This is a genomic window from Actinophytocola xinjiangensis (assembly GCF_001921215.1).
GTDB lineage: Bacteria > Actinomycetota > Actinomycetes > Mycobacteriales > Pseudonocardiaceae > Actinophytocola > Actinophytocola xinjiangensis.
Map to the genome: position 1 here is coordinate 480,758 of NZ_MSIF01000003.1, position 20,908 is coordinate 501,665.

General features: G+C 73.9%; 20 protein-coding genes and 1 riboswitch. Of the genes, 15 read left to right on the forward strand and 5 right to left on the reverse strand.

The features are described from left to right. Nucleotides 1–27 precede the first annotated feature (27 nt). Together BLA60_RS09975 and BLA60_RS09980 are read left to right on the forward strand one after the other, a co-directional pair. Nucleotides 28–537: a MarR family winged helix-turn-helix transcriptional regulator gene (locus BLA60_RS09975; RefSeq protein ID WP_075132490.1), complete on the forward strand. Its 510-nt coding sequence runs from the start codon at nt 28–30 to the stop codon at nt 535–537. Nucleotides 538–567: 30 nt separating this feature from the next. Beyond that, the gene (locus BLA60_RS09980) at nt 568–1,053 is read left to right on the forward strand and encodes a DUF4231 domain-containing protein (RefSeq protein WP_075132491.1); all 486 of its coding nucleotides are present in this window, start codon (nt 568–570) and stop codon (nt 1,051–1,053) included. Here BLA60_RS09980 and BLA60_RS09985 read toward each other — a convergent pair. Beyond that, nucleotides 1,044–1,781, reverse strand: coding sequence for a glycerophosphodiester phosphodiesterase family protein (locus tag BLA60_RS09985; RefSeq protein WP_075132612.1), 738 nt, complete (start codon nt 1,779–1,781; stop codon nt 1,044–1,046). The two genes, BLA60_RS09980 and BLA60_RS09985, sit on opposite strands and share 10 nt — an antisense overlap. Nucleotides 1,782–1,829: 48 nt before the next feature. Then, nucleotides 1,830–1,896: riboswitch (guanidine-III (ykkC-III) riboswitch) on the forward strand. 7 nt (nt 1,897–1,903) lie between these two features. Between BLA60_RS09985 and BLA60_RS09990 the strand changes: the two genes are divergently transcribed. The 11 genes from BLA60_RS09990 (at nt 1,904) to BLA60_RS10040 (ending at nt 13,175) form a co-directional block, all read left to right on the forward strand. After that, nucleotides 1,904–2,218, forward strand: coding sequence for a DMT family transporter (locus BLA60_RS09990; protein ID WP_075132492.1), 315 nt, complete (start codon nt 1,904–1,906; stop codon nt 2,216–2,218). Between the two features lie 118 nt (nt 2,219–2,336). After that, on the forward strand, nt 2,337–3,095 hold the full coding sequence (locus BLA60_RS09995; protein WP_075132493.1) for a S1 family peptidase: 759 nt from the start codon (nt 2,337–2,339) through the stop codon (nt 3,093–3,095). Nucleotides 3,096–3,272: 177 nt separating this feature from the next. Further along, nucleotides 3,273–4,127, forward strand: coding sequence for a hypothetical protein (locus BLA60_RS10000; RefSeq protein WP_075132494.1), 855 nt, complete (start codon nt 3,273–3,275; stop codon nt 4,125–4,127). Further along, the gene (locus BLA60_RS10005; RefSeq protein ID WP_075132495.1) at nt 4,124–5,077 is read left to right on the forward strand and encodes a polysaccharide deacetylase family protein; all 954 of its coding nucleotides are present in this window, start codon (nt 4,124–4,126) and stop codon (nt 5,075–5,077) included. Before BLA60_RS10000 ends, BLA60_RS10005 begins: the two co-directional genes overlap by 4 nt. Continuing rightward, nucleotides 5,074–6,249 carry an O-antigen ligase family protein gene (locus BLA60_RS10010; protein ID WP_075132496.1) on the forward strand — a complete coding sequence of 392 codons (1,176 nt, stop codon included), beginning with the start codon at nt 5,074–5,076 and terminating at the stop codon, nt 6,247–6,249. The genes BLA60_RS10005 and BLA60_RS10010 overlap by 4 nt, the downstream gene beginning before the upstream one ends. After that, complete coding sequence (locus tag BLA60_RS10015; RefSeq protein WP_245811902.1) at nt 6,224–7,297, forward strand: glycosyltransferase; 1,074 nt, start codon at nt 6,224–6,226, stop codon at nt 7,295–7,297. The genes BLA60_RS10010 and BLA60_RS10015 overlap by 26 nt, the downstream gene beginning before the upstream one ends. Next, the gene (locus BLA60_RS10020) at nt 7,294–8,280 is read left to right on the forward strand and encodes a hypothetical protein (protein ID WP_154814244.1); all 987 of its coding nucleotides are present in this window, start codon (nt 7,294–7,296) and stop codon (nt 8,278–8,280) included. The genes BLA60_RS10015 and BLA60_RS10020 overlap by 4 nt, the downstream gene beginning before the upstream one ends. Continuing rightward, on the forward strand, nt 8,277–9,542 hold the full coding sequence (locus tag BLA60_RS10025) for a glycosyltransferase family 87 protein (RefSeq protein WP_245811903.1): 1,266 nt from the start codon (nt 8,277–8,279) through the stop codon (nt 9,540–9,542). Before BLA60_RS10020 ends, BLA60_RS10025 begins: the two co-directional genes overlap by 4 nt. Next, nucleotides 9,539–10,969 (forward strand): oligosaccharide flippase family protein, encoded by a 1,431-nt coding sequence (locus BLA60_RS10030; RefSeq protein WP_075132498.1) that lies wholly within the window; start codon nt 9,539–9,541, stop codon nt 10,967–10,969. The genes BLA60_RS10025 and BLA60_RS10030 overlap by 4 nt, the downstream gene beginning before the upstream one ends. 11 nt (nt 10,970–10,980) lie before the next feature. Next, nucleotides 10,981–12,063, forward strand: a complete 1,083-nt coding sequence (locus tag BLA60_RS10035; protein ID WP_245811904.1) for a glycosyltransferase family 4 protein — start codon at nt 10,981–10,983, stop codon at nt 12,061–12,063. Beyond that, nucleotides 12,060–13,175, forward strand: a complete 1,116-nt coding sequence (locus BLA60_RS10040) for a glycosyltransferase family 4 protein (RefSeq protein ID WP_084734788.1) — start codon at nt 12,060–12,062, stop codon at nt 13,173–13,175. The genes BLA60_RS10035 and BLA60_RS10040 overlap by 4 nt, the downstream gene beginning before the upstream one ends. Here BLA60_RS10040 and BLA60_RS10045 read toward each other — a convergent pair. Continuing rightward, the gene (locus BLA60_RS10045; protein ID WP_245811905.1) at nt 13,138–14,379 is read right to left on the reverse strand and encodes a putative glycoside hydrolase family 15 protein; all 1,242 of its coding nucleotides are present in this window, start codon (nt 14,377–14,379) and stop codon (nt 13,138–13,140) included. The two genes, BLA60_RS10040 and BLA60_RS10045, sit on opposite strands and share 38 nt — an antisense overlap. Further along, nucleotides 14,376–15,839: a sugar transferase gene (locus BLA60_RS10050; RefSeq protein ID WP_245811906.1), complete on the reverse strand. Its 1,464-nt coding sequence runs from the start codon at nt 15,837–15,839 to the stop codon at nt 14,376–14,378. Before BLA60_RS10050 ends, BLA60_RS10045 begins: the two co-directional genes overlap by 4 nt. A gap of 312 nt (nt 15,840–16,151) precedes the next feature. On the opposite strand from BLA60_RS10050, the gene BLA60_RS10055 reads away from it, so the two are divergent. Together BLA60_RS10055 and BLA60_RS10060 are read left to right on the forward strand one after the other, a co-directional pair. After that, a complete protein-coding gene (locus BLA60_RS10055; RefSeq protein WP_245811907.1) occupies nt 16,152–16,985 on the forward strand; it encodes a glycosyltransferase in 834 nt (277 codons plus the stop codon). Continuing rightward, nucleotides 16,985–18,343 (forward strand): FAD-dependent oxidoreductase, encoded by a 1,359-nt coding sequence (locus BLA60_RS10060; RefSeq protein ID WP_075132500.1) that lies wholly within the window; start codon nt 16,985–16,987, stop codon nt 18,341–18,343. Before BLA60_RS10055 ends, BLA60_RS10060 begins: the two co-directional genes overlap by 1 nt. Here the strand turns inward: BLA60_RS10060 and wecB are convergent. Continuing rightward, on the reverse strand, nt 18,247–19,767 hold the full coding sequence (wecB, locus tag BLA60_RS10065) for a non-hydrolyzing UDP-N-acetylglucosamine 2-epimerase (protein WP_084734789.1): 1,521 nt from the start codon (nt 19,765–19,767) through the stop codon (nt 18,247–18,249). The two genes, BLA60_RS10060 and wecB, sit on opposite strands and share 97 nt — an antisense overlap. Beyond that, nucleotides 19,764–20,726: a lysyl oxidase family protein gene (locus BLA60_RS10070; RefSeq protein ID WP_075132619.1), complete on the reverse strand. Its 963-nt coding sequence runs from the start codon at nt 20,724–20,726 to the stop codon at nt 19,764–19,766. Before BLA60_RS10070 ends, wecB begins: the two co-directional genes overlap by 4 nt. Between the last annotated feature and the right edge of the window lie 182 nt (nt 20,727–20,908).

The following is a 20,908-nucleotide window of genomic DNA, read 5'->3' on the forward strand; positions in this document are numbered from 1 at the left end:
CCTTCCTGGGAAGCTATAATCGAGGGCATGCCGGAACACCCCGATCACGTCGCCCGCATCCAGGCCGAGTGGGCGCGCGAACGCCCCGACCTCGACGTCTCCCCCCAGGGCGTGATCGGCCGCCTGCACCGGCTCGCCGGCCACCTCACCGAACAGCTGTGCGTGGTGTACCGCCGCTACGGCCTCGGCGAGGGCGAGTTCGACGTGCTCGCCACCCTGCGCCGCGCCGGGCCACCGTTCGAACGCGCCCCCGGCGAACTCGCACGGTTCACCATGGTCACCACCGGCGCGATGACCAAACGCCTGGACCGCCTCGAACGCGACGGCCTGGTCACCCGCCGACCCAGCACGGCCGACGGCCGGGGCCGGGTGGTCGCGCTGACCACCGCCGGCCGCGAACTGATCGACCGCGCGTTCACCGACCACATGGCCAACGAGCACCGCCTGCTGGCCGCGCTCGACGCCGACCAGGCGAGCCAGCTCGAAGGACTGCTCCGGACCTGGCTCGCCGACGTCGAGGAGCCCGATCCGTCCTGACGCGCTCACCCCGTGTGGGACCATCGACACATGGGGTTCCGATCTCCGGTCAGGGTCGAGCTGCCCGATCACGGCGCGGCCGACTTCGTCGCCGCCGCCGAGGCCTACGCCCTGCGGCTGCGCCAGGTCTACGACCTGCGCGCCACCTGGCACCGCCGGCTCTACCGGCTCAGCGGGATCCTGGTGATCATCGCCGGCGCCGGCCTGCCGCTGCTGGTCAGCGTCGACTACCAGGCCAAGGACATCGTCATCGCGATCACCGGGGTACTCGTCGCGGCGATCACCTCACTGCGCGCGTTCTACCGCTGGGACCAGTCCTGGATCCTGCTGCGCAAGACGGAGATGGCCATCACCTCGGCACTGTGGGCGTGGCGCTGCCGGGAACCGGGCACCGACCACGAGGCCGTCGTGGAACTCATGAAACGGGTGCACGAGATCCGCGAGTTCGAGGCGGAGTCGTTCTTCAAGGACCTCGCGTTCCCGGTGCAGCGCGGCGAGGCCACCCCTCAGCGGTAGACCTCGGGCAGGTACCCGGAGAAGAAGAACCCGTCGGCCAGCCGGCGGGCGGTGGCCTCCTCGGCGGGCGAGTGCGCGGTGTAGGCGATCACCGGACGTTTCCCGTTGCGCCAGAAGGAAACGAACCGGTCGGGTAACTCGGTCAGCTCGTAGGTCAGGAAGTCCGGGCGGGTGAACGCGTTGGTCACCATCGTCCGGCCGACCGCCCGGACCACCGGCGACACCGAGCGCAGCGACCCGGACGCCTGACCGACGCCCAGCCCCGGCAGCAGCCGGCGCAACCGGCGCAGCGCGAACGGATCGAACGACTGCACGACCGCCTCACCCCGGTAGCCGCGCAGCCGGTCGGCCACCGCCCGCTCCAGGCCCGGCGAGTGCCGCAGGCCCCAGCGGCGCACGTCGACCACCATCGGCACCCGGCCGTCCACCAGTTCCAGGACCTGGTCGAGCGTGGGCACCGGCTGGTCACCCGGCAGGCGCAGCGCGCCCACCGCGCGCGCGTCCAACTCGTGCACCCCGGTGGCGGTGCCGGTGATCGCGGCCACGTCGGCGTCGTGCAGCACCACCGGCTGGCCGTCGCTGGTGAGCTGGACGTCGAACTCGAACGGCACGCCACGCGACGCCGCGTGCTCGAAGGCCGGCAGCGAGTTCTCCGGGCGGCCCTGCTCGTCGTCGTAGAGCCCACGGTGCGCGACAGGGCGGCTGGTCAGCCATGCGAGTTCCGGCACGTCGGAGAACATACCCGGATCCGCCGCCGGTATGGGCTACAGTGGACGACGGCGGCGCACTCCCGCACCGCACCGGACGAGCGTGTCGTACCCGGCCAGGCAAAGACGACACGTCCTCCATCATGCACTGGATCGTTCTCGTCGTTTCCGGCCTGCTCGAGACCGTCTGGGCGATCGCCCTCGGCAGGAGCGCCAACTTCACCCGCCTCGTTCCCACGCTCGTGTTCGGCGTCGCGCTGGTGGCCAGCATGGGCGGGCTCGGTTTCGCCATGCGCAGCATCCCGATCGGCACCGCCTACGCGATCTGGGTCGGGATCGGTGCCGTGGGCACCGCCGCGTACGGCATGGTCTTCCTCGCCGAACCCGCCACGGTCCTGCGGCTGCTGTGCCTGCTGCTGATCGTCGCCGGGGTCGTGGGACTCAAGTTCGCCCACTGAGTCGCGGCCCTTTCTGTTGATGTGAACCACCGAACGGAGGTGCCCTCCGCCGTCACCGTCTCCTTACGTTGGCATTACCCGGGTCGAGGGCCCCGGGCCGACAACAGGAGACGCAACCATGAGAGCACGATCCCTGCTCGTGACCCTGGTCGCCACGACCGCCGCGGTGATCGGCGGGCTGATGACGCCCGCCGCCGCGGCGGCCGAGACGCCCCAGGACGTCACCCCGTTCATCGTGGGTGGCGGCAACGCGACCGAGACCTACTCGTTCATGGCCTCACTGCAGAACAGCGCCGGCGGCCACTCCTGCGGTGGGTCGCTGATCACGTCGAGCTGGGTGGTCACCGCCGCCCACTGCGGTACCCCGTACCAGGTGCGGGTCGGCACGACCAACCGGACCAGCGGCGGCACGGTGGCCAGGGTCACCCGGCGTGTCGGCCACCCGAGCGCCGACCTGGCCCTGCTCCAGCTGGCGACCCCCGTCGGCCAGGCGCCGATCACGCTCGCCTCGACCTCCGGCGCGGTGGGCACCCAGACACGCATCATCGGCTGGGGCCAGACCTGCCCGACCCGGGGTTGTGGCTCGGCGCCGGTCATCCTGCAGGAGCTGAACACCTCGATCGTCAGCGACGGCGAATGCCTCGGCGGTGGTATCAGCGGGCCGAGTGAGATCTGCACCGACAATCCGAACAACTCGCGGGGCGCCTGCTACGGCGACTCCGGCGGCCCGGAGGTCAAGCGGGTCAACGGGGTCTGGCAGCTGGTGGGGGCCACCAGCCGCTCCGGTGGCAGTGCCACCTGTGCCCGGGAACCCTCGATCTACGTGGACGTCCCGTACTTCCGCTCCTGGATCAGCCAGTACGCCGGAGCCGTTTAACCCGACAGAGTGATATTTCTGCCCGTTCCGGTTTCTTGTCACTGATAATTCCTACGCACGGCAAGTAATTCGGCCTAACCCATACTTCGGTCGGGTATTCGCTATTCGATCCGTACTCTCTGCCTGCGGTGTGCGAAAGCCGTTGTGGCGGCGAGGTTTCCAGGGGGTTGGGTCGAAGTGCCGGGTTACGTCGAACTCGCGGTGTCCGTCGCGGCCTATGCCGCGGGCATCGTCGCGCAGTCCGTCGCCGCCCGGCGTGCGCTGCGCACCGGGGCGCGCGGCAACCTCGGGCTGCTCGGCCGCCTGGCCGGCGATCCCCTGTACCTGCTGGGGTTCGCCGGACAGGTGACCGGGTTCGCGTTCGCCTTCCTCGCCAGGGCACAGCTGCCGCTGTTCCTGGTGCAGGCGGCGGCCTGCGGCGCCGTCGGACTGGCCACCGTCTTCGGTGCGCTGGTCCTGCGCTGGCGCGTGCGGGCCGTCGAGGTGGCGATGCTGGTCGTGCTGGCGACCGGGATCTCGCTGCTCGCCTCGGCCGCCTCCCCGGCGGTGGCCAGGGACATCCCGACCACCGCCGGTCTGCTCCTGCTGGGGCTGCCGCTGCTGGCCGGCCTCGCGCTCACCCGCGGCGGCCGGACCAGTTCGACCACCGCACTCGCGACCCTTGCCGGCACGGCGTTCGCCGTGCTGGCGATCAGCAGCCGGTCGCTGGCCGACGAGCCACTGTCGGGCCTGCCGCTCAACCCACTGGCGTGGTTGGTGCTGCTGGCCGCGGTGCTCGGTCAGGCCTGCCTGGCCAGTGCGCTGGCCAGGGGCTCGGCGACCGCCACGGTCGCGATCATGGACTCCGTCACCATGGTCGCGACCTCCGTGGTCGGTCTCGCCGTGCTGGGCGACCGGACAGTGCCGGGGCGGGAATGGGCGGTCGGGGTCGGGCTCACGCTGGCGGTCGCCGGCGTGCTCGTCCTCGGCCTGTCCGCCCGCCCCGGCACGACCTCCACCCCCGCCACCAGCGCCACCCGCGAGCCGGTATGAGCGCACGCCCGACCGCCAGCGTGTCGGTCGACCTGGACAACCTGTGGGCCTACCTCAAGACCCACGGCGACCCCGGCTGGGAACGGCTGCCCAGCTTCCTGCCGGCGGCCGTGCCCCGCCTGCTCGACGTCCTCGGCGAACACGGCGTGACGGCGACGGCGTTCGCCGTCGGCACCGACGCCGAGCGCGCGGACGGGGCGGCCGCCGTGGCCGCGTTCGCCGGTGACGGCCACGAGATCGGCAACCACTCCCACCGCCACGAGCCGTGGCTGCACCGGTACTCCCGCGCCGAACTCGTCGAGGAGGTCGCCAGGACCGAGGCCGCGATCGTCGCGGCCGGCGCGCCCGCGCCGACCGGGTTCCGTGGCCCCGGCTACAGCGTCTCCCCCACGTTGCTCTCGGTCCTCGCCGAGCGCGGCTACGTCTACGACGCGTCCACGCTGCCCACCTGGATCGGGCCGGTCGCGCGCGCCGTGCACAACCGCACCGCGCCGGTGGTGGACGAGCGGCTGGCCGGGCTCTACGGCGGGTTCTCCCGGGTGTTCGCGCCGAACACCGCGCACCGCTGGCTGGTGGGCGATGGCCCCGGCCTGGTGGAACTTCCGGTGACCACGATGCCGCTGCTGCGGGTGCCGATCCACGGCGCCTACGTGCTGACCCTGTACCGGATCTCGCCGCGTCTGGCCCGGCGCTACGTCGCCACCGCGCTCGGGCTGTGCCGGCGGCTGGGGGTCGGTCCGTCGCTGCTGGTGCACCCGACCGACGTGCTCGGCGCGGGCGAGGCGCCGGGGCTGGAGTTCTTCCCCGGGATGGACGTTCCGGCCGCCGAGAAGGTCGCCCTGCTGGGCTGGACGCTGGCGGCGGCCACCGCCCGGTTCGACGTCGTGGGCACCGGCGAGCACGTCGCCCGTACCGGACTCCCCCGCCGGGCGAGGACGGCCGCGCGGTGACTCGTGTGCTGCCCGCGTTGGCCTGTCTGACGGTCGCGCTCGCGCCGCTGGAGGGCTACCTGGCCGCCGTGCACCGCGACCTGGGCAAGGTGCCGGCCGCGCTGCTCGTGGTGGTGTGGGCGGTGACCCGGCTGCGGGAGCGCCGGCCGCCGGCCTGGCACCCGGTGCACCTGCTGCTGGCCGGGCTGACCCTGGTCGCGTTGCTGTCCTCGGCGGTGCACGCCGGGGAGCCGTTCACCGCCGAGTACCTGGGGCGGTGGCTGCCGTTCCTCGCGCTGACCGTGGTGCTGGCCGACGTCGCGGCGCGGGAGGCCGCCGTGGTGGCGCTGCTGGCCTCGGCGGTCGCCGGGGCGTCGGTGGCCGGGGCGGGCGCGCTGGTCAGCGTGGCCGCCGGGGCGGCGCGGGCCACCGGTCCGCTGCCCGACCCGAACGACCTGGCCTTCGTCCTGGTGGCGGCGCTGCCGCTGGTGGCCGCGGTGCTGCCCGGCCGGCCCTCGCCGGTGGAGCGGGTGTTGGCGGCCGGCGCGGTGGGGCTGTTGGTGGCCGGGACGCTGGCGACCTTCTCCCGGGGCGGGTTGTTGGCGCTGGCGGCGGCCGTGGTGTGGCTGGTGTGGCGGCGGGTGCTGCCGGTGCGGGTGCTCGCCGTGTCGGTGGCCGGGCTGGCGGTGGCCGGCGTGGCGGCGATGGCGGCTCTCGGGCCGGCGCTGACGAGGGCGTTGCGGGAGAAGAGTTTCATCGCGGAGTCCAATGTAGACACACGGGAGCTGCGGTGGCGGGCGGCGGCCCGCATGCTCGGCGAGAACCCGGTCCTGGGCGTCGGGCCGGGCGGGTTCCGCAGCGAGTACGTGACGGCCTCGCGCAACGCGGAACTGGCCGAGCCGACGCCGGTGGCGCACAACATGTACCTGGAGGTGGCCGCCGAGTTCGGGCTTCCCGCGCTGGTGCTGTTCCTCGGGTTGGCCGCCGCCGCGCTGGTGGCGACCGAACGCGCGGTGCGCCACGGCCCCGACCGGCGCACGGCTCTCGCCGTGCAGGCGAGCCTGGTGGCCGTGCTGGTCGCCGCGACGTTCCTGTCCGAGCAGTACTACCTGCCGCTGTGGCTGCTGGTCGCCGTCGCCCTGTCGATCGAGAAGGAAGGAGCGGCCCGTGCGGGTACTGCACGTGATCACTGAGATGGGCACCGGCGGCGCGGAGACGCTCGTCGCCGGGATGGCGCTGGCCGGCGACCAGGCCGACTGGACCTCGGCCGTGGCCAGCGCCGGCGGCCACCGCGCCGACGCGCTGCGGGCACGCGGGGTGGCGACCTTCGCCGTGCCGGCCCCGCACCGCCGGGCGACCGGGGTGCTGCGCGCGGCGCACGCCACCCGCTGGGCGGTACGCGAGTTCGCGCCCGACGTCGTGCTGGCGCACAACATCTCGGCCAGCGTGGTGTCCCGGCTGGCGGTCACCGGCCGCCGGATCCCCGTGGTGACGGTGTTCCACGGCGTCGCGCACGTCGACTACCCGGCCGCCGCGCGGATCCTGCGACGCACCTCGCGCACGGTGGTCGCCGTCGCCGACTCGGCCGCCGCCGGGCTGCGCGCCGCCGGCCTGCCCGAACCCGTGGTGGTGCCCAACGCCGTGTTCGACCAGCCGCCGGCCCGCGACCGCGCGACCGTGCGCGCCGACCTCGGACTCGACCCGACGGTGCCGGTGGCGCTGTGCGTGGCCCGGCTGGAACCCCAGAAACGCCACGACGTGCTGCTCGCCGCGTGGGCTCTGCTCGACGACGCCGTCCTGCTGCTGGCCGGTGACGGCAGCCGCCGCGCGGCACTGGGCGCGCGCTGCGCCGAACTGGGACTCACCGGCCGCGTCCGGTTCCTGGGCACCCGCCGGGACGTGCCCGACCTGTTGGCCGCCGCCGACCTGACCGTGCTCACCAGCGACTGGGAGGGCATGCCGGTCGCCGTGCTGGAGTCGCTGGCCGCCGGCCGCCCGGTCGTGGCCTCCGATGTGGACGGTGTGCGGGAGGTGCTCGCCGGCGGCGGCGGGCTGCTGGTGCCGCCCGGCGACGCGGTCGCCACCGCGGAGGCGTTGTGCGCCTTGCTGTTCGACCCGGCCGCGCGCGCCACGGCGGCCGCCGCCGGCTCCCTGTACGTCCACACCAGACACAATCCCGAGACGCTGATGAAGACCTACAACGAGATCCTGGCGACCGCCGTGGCCGGAGGAACCAGATGAGTACCGCGACCGCCCCCGCCCCCGTCGAGTCGGCCCGCGTGCCGGTGGATCCCGGCCGGACCCCCGCCCTGCGGCGGATCGCCGGGCGGCTGGGCCGCCCGGTGGTGGCCGGCACGCTGGCCGCCGTGCTCACCGGCGGCGGCGTACTGGCCACCACCGAACTGGCCGGCGAGCAGTACGAGGGCCGGGTCAGCCTGGTCGCCGGTCCGGTCGCCGGCGGCGGCGCGGCCCAGTACGGCGAGGTCGTCTCGTTCACCCTGCCCGCGCTCGCCGAACTGGCCCGCAGCCCGTCGGTGCTGCGCACCGCCGCCGCCGACACCGGCGGCGACGCCGAGGTCCTGGCCAACGGGGTGTCGGTCGAGCTGGTGCCGGCCTCCGGGCTGGCCAGGCTGACCGTGCGGGTGCCGTCCCGCGAACTCGCCGGCGACGCCGCCAGCGCGATCGCCCGCGCGATGATCAAGGCCGACCTGCTGGCCCCCGCCGCCGCGCTACGCGTGCTCGACCAGCGCCCGGACGTCATCCAGGTCTCCCCCGACCGCCCGTTCGGCCTCGGTCTCGCGCTGACGGTCGCGGCGGCGGCCGGGGTCGCCGTCGGGTCGCTGCGCCACCTGCGCCGCACGTCCGCCCTGGCCGCCGTGCGCACCGCCCTGCCGGACCGGCCGCCGGTGGTGATCCTGCGCGCCGACACCGACGACCTGACCGAACGGCTCGCCCGGCTGTGTGTCGTCGCCGCGCGCCCACCCCGGGTGCTGGCGGTCGCCGCCGACGTCGAATCGACGGCGCGGGCACTGGACAACCGGCTGTCCAGGCGGCTGGGCGGTGAGCTGACCGCCCCGGACGGCCGGCACACCCCCGACCCCGACCCGGTTCTCGGGGAGGCGGTGGTCGCGGTGACCCGGGGCGCGCGGCGCCAGGACCAGCTCGCGACCGTCGCGGCGCTGCTGCCGGAGCCGTCGGTACTGATCGCGGTGGTGCTGGCGTGACCGCCCGACGGGCCGGGCTGGTCGCGGCGGCCGTGGCCGGGGTGCTCGGGGCGTGGTGGGCGCTGCGGGCGTCCTGGCAGGTGCCGTTGCCGACCGCCGGCAACGAGGCCGAAGTGCGGATGCAGGACTTCCGCGACGCGCTCTACTTCCCCGTGCGGGAGTTCCTGGCCGGCGGCAACCCGTACGACCCGGCGACCATGTTCGCGCACTGGCCGGTGCGCCAGAACTTCAACCTGTACCAGCCCTACCACCTGGTGGCGCACCTGCCGTTCGCGCTGCCCGGCTACCGGACCGGCGCCGTGCTGTTCGCGCTGACCTCGTTGGTACTGCTGGTGGTCCTGGCCGCGATGGCCGCCAGCCGGGTCCGTACCCGGGTGCCGGTGCCGATCGTCACCGGCACGGTGGTGATCGCCGCGCTGCTGGTGCTCAGCCAGGTCGGCAAGGCACAGCTCTACCTCGGGCAGGTCAACCCGCTGGTGGCCGTCGGCGCGGCCGGGGCTCTGCTGACACGGTCCAGCAACCCCCGGCTGGCGGTGCTGGCGCTCGCGGTGGCCTGGCTCAAGCCGCAGTTCGGGCTGCCGCTGGCGGTGGTGCTGTTCGCCAGGGGTTCGCGCGGGGTGGCGCTGGGCGGGACGGCGGTCGCGGCGGTGGCGAGCCTGCCGGTGCTGGCGGTGCTGACCGTGCGCGGCGGCGGGCCAGGGTCGGTGCTGGACACGCTGGCCGCCAACCTCGCGCACGCGTCGAACACCGGCTACGGCGCGGTCGACTCGCTGACCGCCCAACGCGTCGACCTGCCGGCCGTGCTGTTCCGGCTCACCGGGTGGCTGCCGCCGCTGGTCGAGCCGCTCACGCTGGTCGCGGTACTGGCGGTGAGCGCGGTGCTGGCGCGCCGGCTCGACCGGCTGCCCGACCCGGACGCCCCGGCGGTCGCCGACCTGCTCACGTGCCTGGCCGTGGTGGTGGCGCTGGTGCACCAGCCGGGTGACGTGCTGTTCGCGGTGCCGGCCGCCGCGCTGGTGGCGGCCGTGTGGTGGCGCCGGCGCGCCGAACGCGGCTGGCAGTGGCTGGTGGTGGCGCTCGCCGCGACGGCCGTGCCGTTCGCGCACCTGTACGCGGCGGACTCGGTGATCCGGTCGGTGCTCGGCGAACGGGCCTCGGTCACGGTCGACGGCGTGGCGCTGGTCGCGGCGTGGGCGCTGCTGGTGACCTTCGCGCTGCGGCGCACGGCGGTGCGACGACCGGACGTCGTGGGCGTTCCGTGAGTGTTCTGGGGGCGCGGGCCGTCCGGGGGACGTTGTGGCTCGGGCTGGTGAACCTGGTGAGCAAGGGCAGCCAGGTGGCGGTGACGGTGGCGCTCGCGGCGTTCCTCACCGAGGACGGGCTTGGCGCGGTGGCGCTCGCGGTGGCGCTGGTGAACATCGGCCAGGTCGTGCAGGCGATGGGGGTCTACGACGTCGTCGGGCGCACCACCGGTGACCCGCGGCGGCTCGCCGCGACCGTGCTGACGCTCAGTGTCGGCACCGGGATCGTGCTCGCCGCCGTGCTGGCCGTGGCCGCCGGGCCGCTCGCCGCGCTGCTGGGCAGTCCGCAGGCGGCACCGCTGCTGCGGCTGGCGGCGGTGAGTCTGCCGTTCTCGGCCGCCGGTGGGGTGCAGTTGGCGTTGATGCACCGGCGGCTGGACTTCCGTCGCCGGCTGCTGCCCGACGCGGGCAGCGCGGTGCTCGGCGCGGCGCTCACCGTCGCGCTGGCCGCCGCCGGGATCGGGCCGTTGTCGCTGGTCGCCGGGTTGCTGTGCACCTCGGTCACGCTGCCGGTGCTGGCCTGGGCCGTCGGGGTGCCGCCCCGGCCGGGATGGGACCGCGCCGCCGCGGCCGAGGCACTGCGCTGGATCGCGGTGGTCGGCCCGGCGGCCGTGGTCGCGATCCTGCTGACCACCGTGGACTACCTGGCGATCGGGCACGTGCTCGGCCCGGCGGCGGTCGGGGTGTACTCGCTGGCGTTCCGGATCGCGTGGATGCCCTACGTGCTGGTGGCGGTGGTGCTGGCCGCGGTGGCCTTCCCGGTCTACACCCGGCTGGTCCGCGACGGCGAGGGTCTCGCGGCGGCGACCGCCCGGTTCACCCGGGCCACCTCGGTCGTCTGCGGCGGGCTGTACCTGGTGGCCGCGCTGCTGGCCGACCACGTGACGGTGCTCGGCCAGCGGTGGGCCCCAGCAGGACCGGTGCTGGTGCTGCTGTGCGGCTACGGCCTGGCCATGAGCCTGCTGCAGACCTGGTACCAGACGATCAAGGCCGCCGGTCCGGCGCGGCGCTACCTGCTGCTGGAGCTGACGCACCTGGCGGTGCTGGCGGCCGCGCTGGCGGCGGGCACGCGCCACGGGCTGGCGGTCGTCGCCGGCGCGCAGGCCGTCGTCGCGTGGCTGCTGGTCGTGCTGACCTGGCGGACGCTGGTCCGCGCCGGACTCGCGTTCCCGGCGGCCGACCTGGCCGACATCGCCGTCGGGGTCGTGGCGGCGGCCGTGCCGTGCGTGGCCGTCGCGCTGCTGTCCGACTGGTGGCTCGGACCCCCGGCGTCGGTGCCGGCCGCGCTGGCCGAGGCGCTGGTGCTGGCCGCCGTCTACACCGGGGCGTCGCTGCTCACCCACCGGGGCGCGGTGCGGGAACTGCGGGCGAGAGGCGGGGTGCGGTGAGGATCGTGCACGTGAGCCAGCCGGTGACCGCCGGCGTGGCCGAGGTGGTCCGCCAGTTGGCGACCGCGCAACGCGACCGGGGCTGGGCGGTCACCGTGGTGTGCCCGCCGGCCGGGTGGCTGCCCGACCACTGCCGCGCGGCCGGCGTCGACGTGGGTGCCTGGCCGGCCAGCCGCACGCCCACGCTCGCGGACCTGGTGCGCCTGCGCCGCACCCTGCGCCGGCTCGACCCCGACGTCGTGCACCTGCACAGCTCGTCGGCCGGTCTCGCCGGGCGGCTGGCGCTGCGCGGCCGGTGCCCGACGCTGTTCCAGCCACACCTGTGGTCCTTCCAGTCCGCGCCGCGCCCGCTGCGCGGCCCGGCCGTCGTCTGGGAGCGGTGGGCCGCCCGCTGGACCCGGCACCTGGTCTGTGTCAGCGACGACGAGCTGGCCGCCGGCCGGGACGCCGGGATCGACGCCCCGGCCGAGGTGGTGTGCAACGGCGTGGACACCGACCGGCTGCGCCCCGCCGACCGCCGGGCCGCCCGCCGCCTGCTGGGCCTGCCGCCGGACGTGCCGATCGCCGTGTGCGTCGGCCGGCTGGCGCCGCTCAAGGGCCAGGACCAGCTGCTGGCCGCGTGGCCGGCGGTCCACGCGCGGGTGCCCGACGCCCGGCTGGTCCTGGTCGGCGACGGTGCCCTGGGCGCCCGCTGGCGCGCGACGATCCCCGCCGCCACCCACGACTCGGTCCTGTGGTGGGGCCACAGCGACGAGGTGGCCGCCCACTACGCGGCGGCGGACGTGGTGGTGGTGCCGTCCCGGGCCGAGGGCATGGCCCTGGTCCCGCTGGAGGCGATGGCCTGCGGCCGGTCGGTGGTGGCCTTCGACGTCGGCGGCGTCCGGCAGAGCGTCGCCGGGGCGGGCGCGGTGCTCCCGGCCGGTGACCTCCCGGCCCTGGCCGACGCCGTCGCGTCGCGGCTTCGCCACCCCGAGGTGGCCGACCGTGAGGGCCGCGCGGGCCGGGGCCGCGCGGCGGACCTGTTCGCCGCCGCCCAGGCCACCGACCGCCTCTGCGTGCTGGCCGAGAAGGCCCACACCGGAGCGCCCGGGTGAGGGTCGCGTTCGTCCTCACCCAGGACAGCGGTGGGCCGGTGGACGTGACCGTCGCGTTGGCGGTGGCGTTGGCGCGCGACGCGGAGGTCCGGGTGTTCGGGCCGACGCCCCGGCGTGGGGCCGAGCGGATCGACGGGCGGCACGAGCTGGTGACGGTGTCCCGCAAGGGAGATCTGCGCGGTGCGCGACGGCTGCGGGCCGCCGTCGTGGCGTGGCGCCCGCACGTGGTGCACGCCCAGGACCGCCGGGCCGGGCTGGTGACCGCCGCGCTGCGCCGGGTCGTGCCGGTCGTGCACACCTACCACGGGGTGCCCGACGACGTGGCCGAGCCGTGGCTGCGGGGACTCCCGCGCGCGCCCGCGCCCCGCGGGTACACCCGGGGCGTTCTCGCGGGGGACGCGGTGGTGGCGCGGTTGATGAGCCGCACGGTGGTGCCCGCGCCGGCGATGGCCACCTTCCTGCGGACCCGCCTGCGGGTGCCGGCGCACCGGCTCGCGCACATCGACAACTGCGTCGACCTGCCCGAGCCGTCACCTCCGGCCGGGCCGGTGCGGCGGCTGGTGTTCGCCGGGTTGTTGGTGGAGCGCAAGGGGCTGCTCGACCTGCTGGACGCGCTGGCCATCCCCGGGACGATGCCGGCGGACGCCACGCTGACGGTCATCGGCGACGGGCCGCAGCGGCCGGTGGCCGAGCGGGCCGCGCGCCGCGACGCGCTGGCCGGGCGGGTGCGGTTCCTCGGCTTCCGCGGTGACGTCCCCCGGTTGCTGCGCGAGCACGACGCGTTGGTGCTGCCCTCGGTCATGGAGCAGCAGCCGCTGGTCGTCGCCGAGGCGATGGCCGCCGGGAAACCGGTGGTGGCGACCGACACCGGCGGGGTGGCCGACATGCTGACCGTGCCGGGGACGGCCCCGTTGCTGGCCGTCCCCGGCGACGTCGCCGGGCTCGCGGTGGCGCTGCGTGCCCTGTTCGCCGACCAGGACCCCGGCGGCACCGGCCGGCTGCTCGCCGACGGCGCGCGGCGGCGGTTCGCCCCGGACGTCAGCGCCCGGCGCCACCTCGCGCTCTACGACGGTCTCAGCGGGGCGGCGGGGCCGCCTGCTCCTGGGGCTTGACCAGGACCACCCCGTCGGCCGCCGCCAGGTCGACCTGGGTGACCGGGTTGCCCTCCAGGTCGACCAGACCCGCCGGCGGGGTGACGGCCGCGGCCGCGCCGGTCGGGTTGACCGCCACCCAGCCGTGGGTGAACGTGCGGGTCCACACCCCGCTCGGTTCGCGGCCGGCCCAGTCGACGGCCTCGCCAAGGCCGGCGTCCTGCAGCGTCGACCACTCGGGATCCAGGTAGTTGGGGGTCGAGGACTTCGTCCAGCAGCTGTACGGGCCGGCCAGCAGCGCCGCGCTCGCGTACCCCGCCCGTTCCTGGCGGGCGTCCTTGGTGTGGGTGACCAGCAGCAGCCACGACTCGCCGAGCGCGGCCTGCGCGCGCAGCTCCTGCCACTGGTTGCCCTGGAAGGTCAGCAGTCCGCCGCCGCCCCCGTCGTCGCGGAAGCCGAAATTCTCCTCCATGGCCCCGCTGTAGCGGCTGTGCGCGGTCCATCTGCCCGGCCGCAGGAACGTCTCGGAGACGTTGGGGACGAACATCTTTCCCTTGTCCCGCAACGTGTCGCCGACCTTGCCGAGGAACACGTCGAGGCCGTCGCGCAGCTTCTGGTCGGTCTCCTCCCGGCTGGCGGTGCCCTGCAGCAGGACCGGTGAGTAGTGGGACAGCGTGTTGAAGTCGTTGTCCGCCAACACCCCGTCCCAGCCTTCGCGGACGACCTCCTCGGTGACCGCGTCGGTCCACGCCTGCTGGTAGTTGGTGTCCCACACGGTCATCTGCCAGTGCTGCGGGAAGCCCTCCCAGCCGATCCGGGAGCCGGCGGAGTCCAGCGCGAACCACTCCGGGTTGCCGCGCTCGGCGGCGTAGTAGCCGATGCCGGTGGGCAGCAGCGGCGCGTCCTGGTCGCCGATGACCGCGCCCTCGTAGTTGCGGGTGCTGGAAAGGTCCTTGTACACCAGCACCTTCACGTCCGGGTTGAGCTCGCGGAGCTTGTGCAGGGCGTCCAGCTCCCACGCGTTGAGCACCACCACCTGGTACCGCCGCGCGGCCAGTTCGATGTCCGCGTCGGTCGGCTTGTCGCCGATGCCGTACCACCAGGCGCACGGGGCCAGCGGCGTGGGCGGCGGGGCGGCGTTGGTCGCCCAGCCCGGTCCGCAGGCCGCCGTGACCGCCCCGGCCGCTCCCAGCGCGGCGACCAGGCGCCGCCACCGGGCGGTCACCGGCCCCACCTGAACAGCAGCTCGCCGACGGTCATGACGACGATCTTCAGGTCCAGCCACAGTGACCAGTTGGCGATGTAGTAGTTGTCGTACCGGGACCGCTCGGCGATCGAGGTGTCCCCGCGCAGGCCGTGCACCTGGGCGAGCCCGGTCAGCCCGGTCGGCACCCGGTGCCGCGCCCAGTACAGCTCGTGGATGCTGGAGAACTGGCGGACGAACCCCGGCCGCTCCGGCCGGGGGCCGACGACCGACATGTCGCCGCGCAGGATGTTCCACAGCTGGGGCAGTTCGTCGATCGAGGTCCTGCGCAGGAAGCGGCCGACCGGGCCGACCCGCGCGTCGCCGTCGACCGACCAGGTGCTCTGCGAGTCGTCCACCTCGCCCTGGCGGACGCTGCGCAGCTTGTACAGCTGGAAGGTGCGGTCGTCCATGCCGACCCGCACCTGGCGGAAGATCACCGGCCGGCCGCTCTCCACGAGTACGGCCAGCGCGCACAGCCCGATCAGCGGGGCCAGCACGACCAGGGCGGAGGCGGCCGCCAGCACGTCCAGTGCGCGCTTGACCCACCAGCTGGGCCGGGTGGTCGGCGCGGTGCTCAGCCGGATCAGCGGGTAGCTGCACACCCGCTCGATGTCCGGCCCGTCCTGGTACAGCTCGTACATCCGTGGCACGACCAGGACCGTGCAGCCGAGGCGGTGCGCGGTGATCGCCGCGTCGACCACCGGCGACTCGAGGGCGTGCGAGAACGCCAGGACCACGGTGCCGACCCGCAGCCGGGCGATCGCCTCGGACAGGTCCTCGGCGAGCAGTTCCACCGGCAGGTCGGCGTGGTCGGGGCTGGGTTCGGCGTCGACGAAGCCCACCGGCGCGAGGCCGTACTCGGGGTGGCGGGCCATGGTCGCGGCGAGGTCGGCGCCCACCTTGCCGGCGCCGACGACGATGGTGCGGTCACAGCGGCCAAGGCGGCGCCGGCACCAGCGGCCGAAGGCGAACACCGCCAGGCGCACCGGTTCGCTGAGCGCGGCGGCGGCCACCACGGTCCACTGCACCGACCGGGTGGTCTGTTCGTCCAGCCCGGCGACCAGGGCGATCCCGGTGAGCAGGGCGAAGGCGACCAGGGTCGCGCCGGCCGAGCGGGGCAGGTCGTGCAGCCACGACAGCCACAGGCGGCGCCGGTAGAGCCGGGCGCACGCGCGGGCGCCGAGGACGGTGACCGAGACGGCCACCGCCCAGCCGGCCGGTGGGGTGGTGGGGACGGCGGCCAGCGCGGCGGCCAGCGCGCCGACGTCGACGGCCAGCAGCAGCACGGCGACGGCGTTCACCCGGCTGAGCCACTCGTGGCCGGGATCGGGTTTGAGACGTACGCCCGGCATCCAGGTGGGCCGGCGACGCGTGTGCGGCGGCGCGGGTCGGGTCGCCAGCACGCGCGACCTCGCGCTCGACGATGTGTCGGTCAGCATCGCTCACCTTCCTTGACCGGCCACTCAGGACCGGTCGCACAACGTTCACCCATTCAAATTCACCCGAAATAGCTCAAAGTCATCTCTGCGTATATGCCCCTTCGGTTTCTCGCCGATTTTTCACACTTTCGAGAGTTCACCGCGCTCACCTCTCCAGGACTCGATCAGCAGTCCGCGCCAGCCTGTTCTTCGCCCGTCACTCGATTTTCGCGGAACCTGCCGGAATTCGCCGGGGGGACTCGCCAGCAAACGGACGGGCCAGGTCGATAATTCTCCTGTTTCCCGAAGTCGATCATTGGTGAGGGGTCTGCCGTGGCAGTCGAAGAGGTCCAGGTGATCTACACACCGGAACCGGTCGTCCAGCCGACCGCGCGCACCGTCGAGCCCCGGCTGCGCGGCCACGCCCACGTCGTCCTGCCCGCCTACAACGAGGAGGCCGCGCTCCCCGCGCTCCTCAAACGACTCGCCGTCCTGGCCCGCACCGAGGAGCTGACCGTCTGGGTCGTCGACGACGGCTCCACCGACCGCACCGCCGACATCGCCGCCATCGGCCTGTCCGGCCTGGCCGTGCGGCTGATCCGCCACGAGACCAACCTCGGCCTCGGCCAGGCCGTCCGCTCCGGACTACAGGCCGTGCTGGCAGCCGCCGGGCCGGAGGACGTCGTGGTCGTCATGGACGCCGACGACACCCACGACCCCACGCTGATCCCCCCGTTGCAGGACCAGATCCAGGCCGGCGCGGACATCGCCATCTGCTCGCGGTTCGTACGCGGCGGCGACGACAGCAGCGCGCCCGGACTGCGCCGGCTGCTGTCCAGGACCGCCGCGCTGGTCCTGCGCCGGCTGCTGGGCCTGGCCGACGTGCGCGACTTCACCAGCGGCTTCCGCGCCTACCGGGTGGCCGTCCTGGAGCGCGCGACCCACCACTGGGGCGAGCGGCTGATCGAGGAACGCGGGTTCGCCTGCATGGTCGAGCTGCTGATCAAGCTGCGGCACTGCGAGCCGGTGGTCACCGAGGTCCCGCTGCTGCTGCGCTACGACCGCAAGCCGGGCGGCAGCAAGCTCGCCCTGGGCACCACCCTGGTCCAGTACCTGCTGCTGCTGGTACGCACCCGCCTGGCTCCGCCGCCCTACCGGGACCTGTGATGGCGCCACCGGAGTCCGTCGTGGTCGTCGGCGGCGGCATCTGCGGGCTGGCCGCCGCCTACCGGCTCGCCGGCACCGGCCGCCGGGTCACGCTGCTGGAGGGCAGCGACCAGCTCGGCGGGCTCGGCACGTTCTTCCCGTCCCGCCAGGGCTGGGTCGAGCGGTTCTACCACTGCGTCATGCCGACCGACGACGACCTGCTGGCGCTGCTCGGCGAACTCGGCCTGCGGGAGACGATCCGCTGGCGGCCCACCACCATGGGCATGGTCGTCGACGGCCGCCACCACCCGTTCAACAGCGCGGCCGACCTGCTGCGGTTCAGCCCGCTGCGCCCACTGGACCGGGTCCGCTTCGGCGCGGTCTCGGTCCTGCTGCGCCGCCTCGGCCGCCACCGCGACCTCGACAACACCCGCACCGAGGACTGGCTGCGCGGCCTCTACGGCGACGCCGCCTGGGACACGCTGCTCGCCCCGCTGTTCGGCGCGAAGTTCGGCCACGCGTTCCCGGACGTGCCGGCGCTGTACGTGTGGCAACGCCTGGGCCGCGAACGCAACGTCGCCACCCGGGGCTACCCGGCCGGCGGCTACAAGTCGATCATCGACGGGTTGCTGGCCGCGCTCGTCGCCGCCGGCGTCACCGTCCGGACCTCGACCCCGGTCACCGCGCTGTCGGTCGCCGCCGACCGGGTGCGGGTCGAGTTGCCCGGCGGGGAACGGATCGAGGCCGACCGCGCGGTCAGCACGCTGCCCCTGCCGCAGCTGCGCCGGCTGGCCGACGCCCCGCTGCTCGCCCGGCTGCCCAGCGCGCTGGTCGCCTACCAGGGTGTGGTGAACGCGCTGTTCTTCCTGCGCCGCCCGCTCGCCGGACACTACTGGACCCCGGTCGTGCGCTCGGGCACCGACTTCGACGGCGTCGTCGAGATGTCGGCGCTGGCCGGTGTCGAACCCTACGGCGGGCGGCACCTCGCCTACGCGATGCGCTACGCCGACCGCGACTCGCCACTGTTCACCGAGGACGACGCGACCGTCGCGGCCCGCTGGACCGACCAGCTGTGCACCCTCTACTCAGGACTGGGCCTGTCCGCGACGGACGTCGACGAGGTACGCGTCTTCCGCGCGCCGTTCGTGGAACCGGTGTACCCGTTGGGATATCTGGACCAGCGCCCGCCGGTCACGGTCGCCGGGACACCGCTGCTGCTGGCGACCACCGCGCACGTCTACCCGGAGGTCACCAGTTGGAACTCCAGCGTGCGCCTGGCCAATCACGTCGCCGCGACCATCGGCGCGGACATCACCGGCGGGGCCACCAGCCGGCGCACGGCCGCCGCGATCCGCGCCGACGGCGAACCGTCACCGTAGGGCGAGGGGATCGCCGCGAGCTGCGCGCGGCGGGCGGGGACGTCGTCGAGCCAGCGCAGGACCTCCTGGTGGATCCGCGGCCCCGGCGGCACCAGCGTGCCGAAGGTGCCCTCGATCTCCGGCCGTTCGGTGCTGCGCCGCACCACCACGACCGGGCGTTTGAGCACGCTCACCTCCTCCTGGATGCCACCCGAGTCCGACACCACCACGGCCGCCCCGCTCACCAGCGCCAGGAACGCCGGGTAGGCCAGCGGCTCGACCACGCGCAGCCCGTCCAGCAGAGCCGCCAGACCGAACTCCGCCACCCGCCTGACCATCCTGGGGTGCGCCGGGACGACCACCGGCAGCGGCAGCGCCGCCAGCTCACGCAGGATCAGCTCCAGGTTGTGCCGGTCGTCCACGTTCTCCGGGCGGTGGATCGTCGCGACGACGTAGCCGTCGGCCGCCAGACCCAGCCGCGAGAGCATCCCGTCACGGGCGGCGGAGTCCGGGGCGGCGGTGCGCAGCGCCTCGACGACCGTGTTGCCGGTGACCACGATCCGCTGCGCCGGCACCTTCTCCACGAGCAGGTTCCTGCGGTTGAGCTCGGTCGGCGCGCAGCACAGGTCGGACAGGTGGTCGATCGCCACCCGGTTGTGTTCCTCGGGCATCGCGCGGTCGTAGCTGCGCAGCCCGGCCTCCACGTGCACCAGCGGCAGGTTGTTGGCGTTCGCGGCGAGCGCCCCGGCCAGCGCGGAGGTCGTGTCGCCCTGGACCAGCACGGCCGCCGGTGGCGCGCCGCCGAGGATCTCGTCGACCGCGGCGATGGCCGCGCCGAGCTGCCGGCCGCGGCGGGTCCCACCGAGTGCGAGCTCGTGGAACCGGCCGGGTCTGGCGATGTCGCGCAGGATCTGGTCGTACATCGAGGAGTCGTAGTGCTGTCCGGTGTAGATCACCGACACCCGCTCGCCGAAGTACCGGATCAGCGGGCCACACTTGATCAGTTCCGGGCGGGTGCCGCAGACCAGGGTGACCGGGTCGCAGGCCGCGCCGGTGCCCAGCCGCAGCTCGACCGGGCGGCGGCGGCCCGAGCCGAGATAACCCTCGTAGTGCTCCTTGAACGCGGTGAACGGGACCCAGAACCGGGTGCCGGGACAGGCGACGAGATCGGCCGAGCCCTGGAAGTCGGCCGGGATGACCTGGCGGGGCACGGGCGGGGCGCTCTGGCCGGCCGTGCCCCGGTCGTTGACCAGGGTCAGTCTCGACCCCTCGGCGTAGACCACCCCGACCCGCCGGCCGCACCGGCCGCTGTCGCACCCGCAGCGGACCACGATGACCACCTCGAGCCCGTTGTCCGGCGCATTGTCCGCCCCGTTGTCCGGCGCGTTGTCCGGCCCGTTGTCCGGCCCGTTGTCCGCTGCCGCGACGTCCACCCTGGAGTTCATCTCCGGTGACCTTCTTCCTCCGCCGTGCACACCGCCCGACCGGGGCAGCTGTCGAGCAGCCGAACCACCGGCGGCGCCGTGATGACCGCCGGCGCCTGTCGCGCACCGTCAGGCCACTGGACCGAGACCGAGATCGAGGACGAGTTGTTCGTGTAGTCCTTCTCCAGCAACGTGCGGTCGGCGTTCACGGTGTTCACCACGTCGTACACCCCGGAGGGCACGGTGGTCAGGTCGAGCCACTGGAAGTCGACGGTGTGGCGGTAGTCATCCCCCTTGCCGACCGAAACTCCCATGGTGACGTCCAGGGCGTCCGTTCGGTGGTGACCGCACATGTTGCCGCGCAACTGTTGCGAAAGGGCGACCGCGCCGCCCTTGTACGGCCGGCCGGACAGGTCCGCCCAGTCGCGGGTGTTGAACCGGTCACCGAGGCAGAAACCGTTCTTGCGGTCCACGAGCAGGGTTTCGCCGGCGGGCGTGCGCAGTTGGTAACGCTCGAAACCCATGAGGTGCCAGTGTTCGTGACTGGCCGCCGGTTCGTAGTAGGTGTAGGTCGCCGTGGCACGCTGGGCGGCGTCGAAGGTCGCCGGAACGGAATTGTCCGCGCTGCTCTGGAAGGCCTGCCGAACGGTCATCCTCGGCTGTTCGGTGCTCTCACGGTGGGCGTGGAACAGCAGCGGCCCGTCACCGACGTTGTCCTCCGAGGAGGTGAACCGCAGACGGACGGCGGCGATCGTTCCACTCGTCACACAGGGGCCGCCGGACGCGCTGGCGTCGGCGACCGGACAGACGTCCCAGTCGGTGCACTCGACCGGATCGCCCCGGAATCCACCGGGACAACCGACCGGCGCCTGACGCATGTCCGGCAACAGCCACGACGTGTCGGCGGGCGCACTCGGCCCGGAAACAAAGGTCATCGCGGCCAGCGCGGCGGACACGCCGACGCCGTACTTCCTGAACATCGCACCCCACATGTGGCATCCCGGCGGCACCGTCGCACCGGGTCGGTCATGAACAGCGACAACCTAGCGATCGGGAACCATGGCGCCGACGCGCCGCTCCACCTCGATCGGGTGACCTGCCTCGATTTTAGCGACGTTATCCGGTAGGCACCAGCATCGTGACTGTTCGGTTGATCCGATAC

Bases quoted from the DNA above. Each gene is read 5' to 3' on its own strand.
- BLA60_RS10050 (WP_245811906.1), bottom strand. From the start codon at position 15,839: ATGCTGACCGACACATCGTCGAGCGCGAGGTCGCGCGTGCTGGCGACC.
- BLA60_RS09980 (WP_075132491.1), top strand. From the start codon at position 568: ATGGGGTTCCGATCTCCGGTCAGGGTCGAGCTGCCCGATCACGGCGCG.
- BLA60_RS10070 (WP_075132619.1), bottom strand. From the start codon at position 20,726: ATGTTCAGGAAGTACGGCGTCGGCGTGTCCGCCGCGCTGGCCGCGATG.
- BLA60_RS10005 (WP_075132495.1), top strand. From the start codon at position 4,124: ATGAGCGCACGCCCGACCGCCAGCGTGTCGGTCGACCTGGACAACCTG.
- BLA60_RS10020 (WP_154814244.1), top strand. From the start codon at position 7,294: ATGAGTACCGCGACCGCCCCCGCCCCCGTCGAGTCGGCCCGCGTGCCG.
- BLA60_RS09975 (WP_075132490.1), top strand. From the start codon at position 28: ATGCCGGAACACCCCGATCACGTCGCCCGCATCCAGGCCGAGTGGGCG.
- wecB (WP_084734789.1), bottom strand. From the start codon at position 19,767: ATGAACTCCAGGGTGGACGTCGCGGCAGCGGACAACGGGCCGGACAAC.
- BLA60_RS09995 (WP_075132493.1), top strand. From the start codon at position 2,337: ATGAGAGCACGATCCCTGCTCGTGACCCTGGTCGCCACGACCGCCGCG.
- BLA60_RS09990 (WP_075132492.1), top strand. From the start codon at position 1,904: ATGCACTGGATCGTTCTCGTCGTTTCCGGCCTGCTCGAGACCGTCTGG.
- BLA60_RS10060 (WP_075132500.1), top strand. From the start codon at position 16,985: ATGGCGCCACCGGAGTCCGTCGTGGTCGTCGGCGGCGGCATCTGCGGG.